Here is a 10,687-nt window from a genome sequence, read left to right as displayed (position 1 = left end):
TAGGCGATGCATTTGATCCAATGCAGGGTGTAAGTGCACAGGATGAAGAAGATGGCGATTTGACGGATCAAATCGTAATCGAATCCAATGATGTCAATGTCAATGTTGCAGGAGAGTACACCATTGTTTATCGTGTTACAGATAAATCTGGAGCTTCTGTAACTTATACAAGAAATGTAACGGTAGAAGCACCGGATACACCAGTCAATCCAGATCCAGGAGATGATGACGATGACAACCCAGTCAATCCAAATCCAGGTGGAGGAAATACGCCGGTCAACCCAACTCCAGGTCAGGGAACGGATTCGGATACAACCCAGACAATTACACAGGGAGCACAGAATGTTGTTGCCGTAGCTGGGGATACAGACGAGGATCCGCAGGATGAAGAGGATCAGGACAATCCGGAAACTGAAGATGTAGAAGAGGAAGATACACCATTGTCGGATGGGGATCAGGAAGACGTCGATGATGAAAAGACACCTCTTTCAAAAGGTGAAAAAGGATGGGCCATTGCCAATTTGATTGCCTTTGCGGCAACGGTTCTTCTAGGTGTTCTTTCCTTGTTTAGAAAACAGACATCGGATGACGATCAGTCCAGAAGAAGTGTTTGGCCAAAAGTTGGCGGTATCGCATTAGCTGTTGCTTCTGGTGTAATGTTCTTCATGACACAGAATTTCTCTTTGCCAATGCAGCTGACAGATAGCTGGACAGTTTGGATGTTGATCCTTGCGGTGGTTGAAATCGTAGTCTTTGCCGTAGGTTCACATTGGAAAAGCGATGATGAATAACTTGAATTAGAAGGTCGTATATGACCTTCTTTTTTTATGGGAAGATAAAAAAACAGCCAGATCTTTCTGGCTGAAGGTTATCCTTTTCTTTTAAGATTTTTCATATACGTTTTTAAGTTGGCGTCCTTGGTAATTACCGGTTTGATGTTTCCGGTTTTGCTTGTCGCAACCACGCAGACTCCCGGGCCATGTCCGCTTGTATAAGAATCGCTGTGGACAATGACGCCGATACTGATGCTTCCTTTTAAATAGTGAGGGCCGTATTCGTTATCATGATCTAAGATAGCGACAAAGTCACCAAATCGAAGATCATTGAGGCCAAACTCTTTGTTTGCCTCTTTATCCTGGGTCATGATGTCATAGTCGCCTTCCATCATGGTAGCGCATCCTAATCCCGATCCCATCAGATAAGCAGGGACGATCGTGACGACTGGGAATGTGATAGAATCTTCTTTTTCCTCAATAGGAATGGCTTCCAAAAGGTCGGGATCGATATTCATCATATAGATGTTGTCATGATCGAGAAGCTTTAATCCCTGGCCATAAGCTTTGACAAGTATGGTTTCGTTTCCATCCATTTCTTCCAGGATCTTTTTATCAAAACAGATCATCGTGTGATCGATACCGCCATGCGTTCCGGATACATATCCTTTTTTGCCTTTTTGCGGGCCGTTGATGATCTTGGCTTCATTTCCTACACAGGCAAATGTTTCCAATGCGTGGTTTTCACCATTGGATGGATTGGCCAGGGAGATCCCAGGTTCAACATGGTCACCAGCCAGTCCCATACATGGATCTCCAATCGCATGGGAATAAGTGATGCCCCCTGTTCCAATCGGCATTCGTCCTTTTCCATCGTAGCCTACACGAAAGCCTTTCATTCGGGGATGATCGACTTGACCGTTTACGGCAATTTTCACAAGTTTGTCTCGATTGATTCTCATACTGTTTTCCTCCTTTGTCTGAGTATTTCAAAACTAAATGCACTTACAGCACTGGCAGTATCCAGCGCGTATCGGCAATCTCTGGCGTATTCCACAAATACATTCTGGCTGGATCGTTTTACGATTTGTGAAGAAATGCCCCGGAGGGCTCCTCCTACGACCAGACAGAAAGAAGAAGGGAAGGTGTAATCGAAAAGAGACCGAGCTTCTTTTCGATGTGCCAAAATAAGAGGAATCTTATTTTGATCGATTGCTTCCAACAATTCCATTTCGCTGTGGATCCAGAAAATATGCATATGTTCAAAAGCCCCGGCACTGGCTTTTAAGATCGTATTTTCACTTTGGGCCCAGTTTCTTTGCGGCAGGACCAATGCACTGCATCCGGCTGCATACAAGGTACGGCAGACACTCCCAAGATTGTAGGGGTCTTCTACGCCGTCGATAAAACATACAAATCCGGAAAGCTTCTTGTTTATAATGGATTCCTGTCTTAAGCCATCGGCTTTGACAAGAATACCTCCATGGGTATGAGAATGGGCCAGCTGCTCGATTTCTTCTCGTGTTTTATAGATCACAGGAATGTTTTTCTGAGTGGCCAAATGATAAATATACCCAAAATCTTTATTGCGTTTTCCTTGTTCCATGATGACTTCATAAACTTTCCGTTTATCGTTTTCCAAGATGGCTTTTGCCGAGATTTTTCCTTCAAAAAAAAGTTCCATGGTCTTATTATAAAACCTTTGATTAATTAATTCTATATGATAAAATTTTTTAATGTGAAAGGGGGTTATGTATGAACTTCCAAATCAACGAAGAAATGAAAAAGAAAATCTTTGTTTATGGCGCTTCTTTATCCATTGCGGTATTGATCGCAATGTTTTTTCTTTTCTTTGATCGAGTTGTCAGCGTACTGGATTTTCTTCTTTCGATCTTATTTCCATTTTTATTAGGAATCTTTATAGCGTTTTTACTGCATAAGCCAACGAAGCTGTTTGAAAAGAAATTGTTTGGAAAAACAAGACTGTCGCAAAATAAAAAACGATTACTTTCCATTATGATTTCCTTCATTTTGTTTCTGTGCATCATCGTATTGTTCTTTGGAACGATCATTCCAAGCTTGATCGATTCCTTCCGCCAGTTTTCCGAAAATTTTACCTCTTACTGGCAGAATTTAATGGACTATGCGACCAGTCTTGGAACAAAGTTCAACATCTCCGTTAAAGATATCGAACAAATGCTCAACGAAGGAAAGATATTAGATACCCTGACTTCCACGCTGACCAAATATTTGCCTGAGATTGCCAATTATTCGGTAAGCTTTATCCGTTTGCTCATCAACTTGATTCTGGCCCTGGTGAGTGCTTTCTATATTCTACTTGATAGAGAAAGTCTGGTACGCGGATTAAAAGAATTGAATTATGCTTTGTTTGATAAAAACACCGCTAATTTTCTGACCGCATGGACCGAAGATGCCAAACTGGTATTTGAAAAATACATCGTGGGAAGCATTATTGATTCCTCGATTATTGGCGTCAGCTGTTATATCGGTGTTACGATCTTACAGATTCCGTATGCCCCTATGATCGGGTTTGTCGTAGGAATCACCAATGTCATTCCGGTGTTTGGCCCTTTTATTGGCGCTATCCCGGTGATCGTATTGTTGTTATTGATTGATCCAATCTACGCTTTGATCTTTGCGATCTTTATTCTCGTGCTCCAGCAGATCGATGGCAATGTCATCAAACCCATCGTTTTGGGAGATCAGTTAGGAATTTCCGGTTTTTGGATCTTATTTTCCGTTACCATTGGCGGCGGTCTAGCCGGGGTGGTAGGAATGTTTTTAGGTGTTCCTGTCTTCGCCTTGATTTATGCCGGTGTCCGTGATTTCTCAAAGACCCGGCTGGAGAAAAAGAAAGTCAAGATTCCCGAAAAGAAACAAGCTGCTTAAACGACTGTATGCGGTACAGTCGTTTTTTTTGAGGCATAAGACTGGAAATTTTTAAGATTTTCGATATAATCTGATTCTTGAAAGGGGTAGGCATGCATCTGGTATTTCATATTTTTGAACACGTGATCAAAGACACATGGATGATCTTTCCGTTTTTGTTCATCACTTATATGCTCTTAGAGACTTTTGAACGCCGTAAAAACAACAATGATGAAAAAGTCTTTTTCGGTCTGCAGAAATACGGTCCTCTGGTCGGAGCCGTTGTCGGGTTGATTCCTCAATGCGGTTTCAGTATCCTGGCCGCCATGCTCTTTGTACAAAGAAACATCTCGCTGGGGTCTTTGATTGCGGTCATGATTGCCACCAGCGATGAGGCTATACCGATCCTTTTAAGCATGCCTTCTCTGTATTCCACCCTGGCCCAGCTTATCCTGATCAAGTTTGTAGTAGCCCTGGGCGTAGGGTATTTTGTGGATAATGTACTCTATCGTCATCAAAAAATCGTATATTTTGACGATATGATCGAAGAAGATTTGGAAGAAGAAGCCCAGGAAGGCTCTTCCTGCCCTTGCTGTTATCCGGAATATCCAATCTATGTCAGCGCTTTTCTTCGCTCGATCAAGATCTATCTTTTTATCTTTCTGACAAGTTTTGTCTTAACTTTTATTATCGAGTGCATCTCTGAAGATACGCTATCCTCGATCCTGCTGACCAATTCAATCTTTCAGCCTGTTTTAGCGGCCTTGTTTGGATTTATCCCCAACTGTGCCGCTACGGTTGTTCTTTCTCAGCTCTTTATCCAGGGACAGCTGCAGTTTGGCTCCTTCCTTGCGGGATTGATCACCAATGCAGGACTGGGCCTGGTTGTTCTTATTCGTTACCAGGAATCCAAGAAGAACATTCTAAAAGTGATCTTGATCTTATGGCTTGTCGCAATCCTATGTGGTTTTCTTTTCTGGTTTCTCTAAAAGAAAAAAGTGCTTGCAATTCATATTGAATTTTCATATAATATCATAGCAGTTGGTTCCGTAGCCAAGTGGTAAGGCAATAGACTGCAACTCTGTGATCATCGGTTCAAATCCGATCGGAACCTCCACATTGTGGGGTCGTGGCGGAATCGGCAGACGCAACGGACTTAAAATCCGTTGGGAGTTAATCCCGTGTGGGTTCAAGTCCCACCGTCCCCACCATTGCGAAAAAAAAACGGCTTGGCCGTTTTTTTTTATTTATTGACTTGTAAAAAAAGCGGAGATTTCAAGAATCTTCGCTTTTATTCCATTTTTGTGACTTTGTGAAAGATGTAAAGGCCAATCAGGAACATGATGGAGATGGCTGCCACCCCCAGGTTTTGTTTTCCCGTCAGCTGGGTGATAAAGCCAATGAGGAACGTTCCTAAGAAGCTGGCTCCCTTGCCGCAGATATCGAACAGGCCAAAGAATTCACCGCTTGTGTTATCGGGAATGATCTTGGCAAAGTAACTTCTGGACAATGCCTGGATCCCTCCCTGGAAACAGCCGACAGCGACCGCTAACAACCAGAATTCCCATTGCTTGTCTAACTGTATCGCAAAGACCGCAATACAGAAGTAGGCGACAATGCAGATCTTGATCAATTTACCGGTATCCTGTTTTTTGGATAGAAGGGCAAAGATCAAGCTGGCCGGGAAAGCGACGATCTGTGTGACCAGTAAAGCCAGAAGCAAGCCGGTGGTATCCAGTCCCAGGCTGGTTCCGTAAGCCGTGGCCATGTCGATGATCGTATAGACACCATCGATGAAAAAGAAGAAGGCCAGAAGGAATAAGAATACTTTCTTTTGTTTGCGGGCATCCTTTAGGGTGTTATATAACCGGACAAAGGTATCTTTGACAGGATGCGCCTGATGTTCGATATAGTATTTCTGTTTATAATGGAAGGCAAGCGGCAGTGTGAATACGATCCACCAGACGGCATTGATAATAAAGGCAATCATCATTGCCGTGTTGATGCTCATTCCCAGACTTTCATACATCAAAACAAAGATCAGAGAAATCAAAAAGGGGATACAGCTTCCAATGTAGCCCCAGGCATAACCTTTGGAAGATACACTGTCCATTCTTTCATCGGTGGTGATATCCACCAACATGGAATCATAAAAGATCAAAGACAAAGAATAACAGATCTTGGCAACAATATATAAAACCAAGAAGCTGAACCATGTCGAAGGAATCCAGAAACAGGCCAAGGACAAGGCTCCGCATAAGGCGGACAGTAAAAAGATCTTCTTTTTCTGATCTTTATAGTCGGCCAGGGTGCCCAGAATCGGCCCTAATACCGCAACGGCCAGTGTAGATATCGATGTTGCATAGGACCAGTAGCTTAAGTAATTGTCCTGGGCTACGCCTTGAGAACTGGACAGGCTGTTAAAATAAATAGGAAGAATCGTTGAGACCAATAAGATAAAGGCGGAATTTCCAATATCGTATACGATCCAGCGGATTTCCTGACGATTGAGTTTGACTTTCATAAACATTCTCTCTTTCCAGATGTCATTCTATCATGAATATTCATTTATCATGTAAAAAAAATGAAAAATAGAAAGAGAATCCGGATTGTTTTTAAGTTTTTTGGGTGATTTTTTTTTTGAAATGGTTATAATAATTGACAGGTGATTGAAATGACAGTTCGAATTGGATTTGATATCGGCTCAACAACGATCAAAGCAGTCGTATTGGATGAAAACAATAACATTTTATACAAATCTTATGAAAGACATATGGCCCAGGTCCGCCAGAAAGCTTTGGATAAGATCAAAGAACTGAAAGAATATTGTAAAGAACCTTTTTCTTTTGCAATCTCCGGTTCGGGCGCCTTAGGACTCTGTGAAGCAGGAAATCTTCCTTTTGTTCAGGAAGTGTTTGCCTCTGCGGCCGGGATCAAAAAGTTCTATCCTCAAACCGATTGTGCCATTGAGCTGGGCGGTGAAGATGCGAAGATCCTGTTCTTTCAAGGAAGTCTTGAACAGCGCATGAATTCCACTTGTGCCGGAGGGACAGGCGCTTTTATTGACCAGATGTCTTCCTTGCTTGATATGACTTTGGAACAAATGAACGAAGCCAGCTTTCATTACCATAAGATCTATCCGATTGCCAGCCGCTGCGGCGTTTTTGCCAAGACGGACATTCAGCCTCTGATCAACCAGGGGGTCGATAAAGCCGACCTTTGTGCCAGCATTTTTCAGTCCGTTGTCAATCAGACCGTGACCAGTTTGGCCCAGGGAAGAACGATCGAAGGCAACATTCTGTTTTTAGGAGGGCCGCTCTACTTTTTGAGCGGGCTTCGTAAACGGTTTGAAGAAACATTGAATCTTTCGCCATCCCAAAGCACGTGCCCGGATACAGCCATTCATTTTGTGGCTCTGGGGACAGCTCTTTGTGCCAGCCAAACGTATACCTATGATGAACTGGAAAAAAAATTGGAAAATTTGGTTCATATGCCGATCCAGATGGAATCCAGTCAGCCGCTGTTCAACGATGAAGACGAATACAAAGCTTTTATCCAGCGTCATCAGCAGCATGATGTGGAATATGCCCAATTGGAAAACTACCAGGGAAAGACGTACCTGGGAATTGACTCGGGGTCGACTACGACCAAACTGGTATTGATCAGCGAAGATCATAAGATCCTCTATGAAAGCTACACGTCCAACAAAGGAAATCCGCTGGATGTCGTGTTACAGGATCTCAAAAATATCTATGCCATCAATCCGGACGTAAAAATTTATGGCGCCTACTCTACGGGGTATGGAGAGGAACTGATGCGCGTGGCTTTTCATCTGGATGGAGGCATCGTAGAAACAATGGCCCATTATGTGGCAGCCCGTTATTTCAATCCGCAGGTGGATTATATTCTGGACATCGGCGGGCAGGATATCAAGTGTTTCAAGATCCGCGATGGCCATATCGACGATATCGTCTTGAATGAAGCTTGTTCTTCAGGATGCGGTTCCTTTATTGAAACATTTGCGAAATCGCTTGGATATGATGCCAAAGAGTTCGCAAAACTTGGTCTTCGATCCAAACATCCGGTGGATCTGGGAACAAGATGTACCGTTTTTATGAATTCAGGGGTCAAACAAGCTCAGAAAAATGGCGCTACGATCGAAGATATCAGTGCCGGCTTATGCAAGTCGGTCGTGAAAAATGCTTTATACAAGGTCATTCGCGCCAGAAATAAGGACGATATTGGAAAACATATCGTCGTTCAGGGAGGAACGTTCCAAAACGATGCGATCTTGCGAAGCTTTGAACAAGAGCTGGGGTACGAAGTCATTCGCCCAAGCATCGCCCATTTGATGGGGGCATTTGGAGCGGCCTTGTATGCACAGAAATTACATCGGACCCAAAGCGCTGTTCTTACGATGAAACAGTTGGAAAGCTTTTCACACACTTCAAAATCGGTAGCGTGCAACGGATGTACCAACCATTGTTCTTTAACGATCAACACATTTAGCGATGGAACCCGTCTGGTTGCCGGAAACAAGTGTGATAAGATGATCAAATCGTTTGATAAAAAAGAAGAACTTCCCGATCTCTATAAAGAAAAGATGGAATTACTGGAAAAAGAAAAGGCAAAATTCCATCACGATCAAAAGATTGCCATGCCTTTGGTTTTGAACAATTACGATATGCTTCCATTCTGGAACCGGTTCTTTGATAGTCTGAATATTGAAGTACGGTGGACTACGCCTACTACACAGGAAATGTATCACGATGGTCAGCAGTCTATCCCCAGTGATACGGCTTGTTTTCCGGCCAAGGTCGTACACGGACATATCATGCAGATGCTCAAGGGAGACATCAATATCTTGTTCTATCCGTGTATGACGTACAATGTGGATGAACATCAAAGCGACAATCATTTTAACTGCCCATTGGTGGCGTATTATCCGGAAAATATCGCCGCCAATATGGATTTCAGAGACAAGCAGTTTATTTATCCGTATATTACACTCGATGACGCGTCCAGCTTTTCCAAAACGATGCAGAAAAGTTTGGCTTCCGTGGGACTGGAATATTCTAAAAAACAACTGAAAAAAGCGATGGAACAAGGAATCGTAGAACGTCAGATCTTCCATGAAAATCTGGTTCAGAAACATATGGAAGCGGTGAACTTTGCCCGCTCCAGAAACCTTCCGATGGTTGTTTTGTGCGGACGTCCTTATCATCTGGATCCGCTGATCAACCATCAGATCCATCAGCTTTTGACTCAGCTTGGGTTTGTGGTTCTCAGTGAAGAAAGCGTTCCTCGACAGAAACGCCAGAAGGTCTATGTGCTCAATCAGTGGACCTATCATGCCCGGCTTTATCAGGCGGCCCGCTATGTCAGCGAGAACCCGGATATGGAACTGGTTCAGCTGGTCAGCTTTGGATGCGGAATCGATGCGATCACGACCGATGAGGTCAAAGATATCTTAAAAGATGCGGATAAATTCTATACCCAAATCAAAATCGATGAGATCGATAATCTAGGAGCAGCGCGCATTCGTCTTCGCTCTTTAAAGGAAGCGATCCTGGAAGGAAAGGAGAACTAGTCTATGGCAACGCATTATACGAAGTTTGACAATGCGAAAAAAGATCAGTACACCATTTTGGTTCCCAGTATGCTTCCTATCCACTTCCGCTTATTAAAACCCATCTTTGAACAAAGCGGATATCATATCGAGGTCTTGACCAATGAAGAGGACCAGGTCAAAGAAGAAGGGCTGGCCCATGTGCACAATGATACATGTTATCCGGCTTTGTTGGTGATTGGTCAGTTCATCGATGCTTTAAAGAGCGGAAAATACGATCTGGACCATGTGGCTTTGGTTATTACCCAGACAGCCGGCGGCTGCCGTGCCAGCAATTATCTTTCCTTATTAAGAAAAGCCCTGGAAATGGAAGGCTGGGAATACATTCCATGTCTTTCGGTCAATTTTTCCGGTTTGGAAAAGGACAGTGGCCTTAAATTTACGATGCCGATGCTTCTTCGTGTCTTATATTGTGTTCTTTATGGTGATGCACTGATGTGGCTCAAAAATCAGGTCCAGCCTTATGAACTGCATGCCGGGGATACGCAAGAGGCTATCGATGAGATTGTGGGTCGGCTTCAGGAATATCTCAAAGGCCAGGAATACCGGCATTCCAAAAAAATCTATAAGATGATGATCGACAGAATGAAACGGATTCCAAGGAGTCAGGAACCAAAGATCCGTGTCGGGATCGTTGGCGAGATCTATATGAAATATTCTCCGTTAGGCAATCATCATCTTGAAGATTACCTTATGCAGGAAGGTTTTGAACCGGTGGTGACAGGGGTCATGGATTTTGGCCTTTACTGTTTGGAAAACGGGATCATTGATTACGAATACTATCACCGTCATGCCAAGACACATACACTGTTTTCATTGGCCAAGTCACTGATCATGCGGATGCAGAAGACCTTTGAAGAGGCGGTGAAAAAAGACGGGACGTTTACGCCTCCTGAAGATTTCAATCAGGTGATCCGGGATGGCAAGGGCTTTATTGACCAGGGCGTGAAAATGGGCGAAGGATGGCTTTTGACCAGTGAAGTCGTTTCGCTTGTCAAAAATGGCGTCAACAACATCATTTCCGCTCAGCCTTTTGGCTGCTTGCCCAATCATATCGTTGCCAAAGGAATGGTGCGTCGCATCAAGGAAGCCTATCCTAAAGCCAATATCGTGGCCATTGATTACGATCCGAGCGCCAGTAAGGTCAATCAGGAAAATCGAATTCGTCTGATGCTTGCCAATGCCAAGCTGAATGCGGATTAAAAAAGGAATGGTTTGAAAGGAACCATTCCTTTTATTTTGTCATCATCTTTTCATGAAGAAGCTGCATCTTTTCATCCAGCTGGGCACTTAAAGAAGCGCAGGTCAGAAGATCTTTTGAAATACTTTCCAGGGTCGTTTGATCCAGCTCTTTTTTATAACGGATCTTATGTTCCAAAGAAGCCCAGGAATCCAT

Annotated in this window: 8 protein-coding genes and 2 tRNA genes; 7 read left to right on the top strand and 3 right to left on the bottom strand. The window is 43.4% G+C overall.

What is annotated here, in order from left to right; translation table 11 throughout:
* Positions 1-791 (top strand): immunoglobulin-like domain-containing protein (locus Q0K03_RS05740; RefSeq protein ID WP_297238655.1); only part of this gene is annotated, 791 nt, incomplete at its 5' end.
* Positions 792-868: 77 nt separating this feature from the next.
* Here Q0K03_RS05740 and Q0K03_RS05735 read toward each other — a convergent pair.
* Both Q0K03_RS05735 and Q0K03_RS05730 read right to left on the bottom strand, forming a co-directional pair.
* On the bottom strand, positions 869-1,735 hold the full coding sequence (locus Q0K03_RS05735; protein ID WP_297238653.1) for a DUF4438 domain-containing protein: 867 nt from the start codon (positions 1,733-1,735) through the stop codon (positions 869-871).
* Positions 1,732-2,457, bottom strand: a complete 726-nt coding sequence (locus Q0K03_RS05730) for a TrmH family RNA methyltransferase (RefSeq protein WP_297238651.1) — start codon at positions 2,455-2,457, stop codon at positions 1,732-1,734. The genes Q0K03_RS05735 and Q0K03_RS05730 overlap by 4 nt, the downstream gene beginning before the upstream one ends.
* Positions 2,458-2,528: 71 nt before the next feature.
* Between Q0K03_RS05730 and Q0K03_RS05725 the strand changes: the two genes are divergently transcribed.
* The 4 genes from Q0K03_RS05725 to Q0K03_RS05710 all read left to right on the top strand — a co-directional run bounded on the left by Q0K03_RS05725 (position 2,529) and on the right by Q0K03_RS05710 (position 4,873).
* Complete coding sequence (locus Q0K03_RS05725) at positions 2,529-3,683, top strand: AI-2E family transporter (RefSeq protein ID WP_297238649.1); 1,155 nt, start codon at positions 2,529-2,531, stop codon at positions 3,681-3,683.
* 92 nt (positions 3,684-3,775) lie between these two features.
* Positions 3,776-4,651: a putative manganese transporter gene (locus tag Q0K03_RS05720; protein WP_297238647.1), complete on the top strand. Its 876-nt coding sequence runs from the start codon at positions 3,776-3,778 to the stop codon at positions 4,649-4,651.
* 54 nt (positions 4,652-4,705) lie between these two features.
* Positions 4,706-4,779, top strand: a tRNA-Cys gene (locus Q0K03_RS05715).
* A 6-nt stretch (positions 4,780-4,785) separates the two neighbouring features.
* Positions 4,786-4,873, top strand: a tRNA-Leu gene (locus Q0K03_RS05710).
* 80 nt (positions 4,874-4,953) lie between these two features.
* On the opposite strand, the gene Q0K03_RS05705 is transcribed toward Q0K03_RS05710, so the two are convergent.
* Positions 4,954-6,186: an MFS transporter gene (locus Q0K03_RS05705; protein ID WP_297238645.1), complete on the bottom strand. Its 1,233-nt coding sequence runs from the start codon at positions 6,184-6,186 to the stop codon at positions 4,954-4,956.
* Between the two features lie 150 nt (positions 6,187-6,336).
* Here Q0K03_RS05705 and Q0K03_RS05700 point away from each other — a divergent pair, with 150 nt between their 5' ends.
* Together Q0K03_RS05700 and Q0K03_RS07400 are read left to right on the top strand one after the other, a co-directional pair.
* On the top strand, positions 6,337-9,252 hold the full coding sequence (locus Q0K03_RS05700) for an acyl-CoA dehydratase activase (RefSeq protein WP_366774993.1): 2,916 nt from the start codon (positions 6,337-6,339) through the stop codon (positions 9,250-9,252).
* A 3-nt stretch (positions 9,253-9,255) separates the two neighbouring features.
* Complete coding sequence (locus Q0K03_RS07400) at positions 9,256-10,494, top strand: 2-hydroxyglutaryl-CoA dehydratase (protein ID WP_366774992.1); 1,239 nt, start codon at positions 9,256-9,258, stop codon at positions 10,492-10,494.
* Positions 10,495-10,687: the final 193 nt, after the last annotated feature.

The sequence above is a fragment of the uncultured Faecalicoccus sp. genome (genome assembly GCF_944327125.1).
Lineage (GTDB): Bacteria > Bacillota_I > Bacilli_A > Erysipelotrichales > Erysipelotrichaceae > Faecalicoccus.
Note: the sequence above shows the minus strand (reverse complement) of the source record. Positions and strands in the feature narration are given on the sequence as shown.

What these genes read in the sequence shown, in the direction of transcription:
- Q0K03_RS05735 (WP_297238653.1), bottom strand. Translation starts at nt 1,735, where the DNA reads ATGAGAATCAATCGAGACAAACTTGTGAAAATTGCCGTAAACGGTCAA.
- Q0K03_RS05730 (WP_297238651.1), bottom strand. Translation starts at nt 2,457, where the DNA reads ATGGAACTTTTTTTTGAAGGAAAAATCTCGGCAAAAGCCATCTTGGAA.
- Q0K03_RS05725 (WP_297238649.1), top strand. Translation starts at nt 2,529, where the DNA reads ATGAACTTCCAAATCAACGAAGAAATGAAAAAGAAAATCTTTGTTTAT.
- Q0K03_RS05720 (WP_297238647.1), top strand. Translation starts at nt 3,776, where the DNA reads ATGCATCTGGTATTTCATATTTTTGAACACGTGATCAAAGACACATGG.
- Q0K03_RS05705 (WP_297238645.1), bottom strand. Translation starts at nt 6,186, where the DNA reads ATGAAAGTCAAACTCAATCGTCAGGAAATCCGCTGGATCGTATACGAT.
- Q0K03_RS05700 (WP_366774993.1), top strand. Translation starts at nt 6,337, where the DNA reads ATGACAGTTCGAATTGGATTTGATATCGGCTCAACAACGATCAAAGCA.
- Q0K03_RS07400 (WP_366774992.1), top strand. Translation starts at nt 9,256, where the DNA reads ATGGCAACGCATTATACGAAGTTTGACAATGCGAAAAAAGATCAGTAC.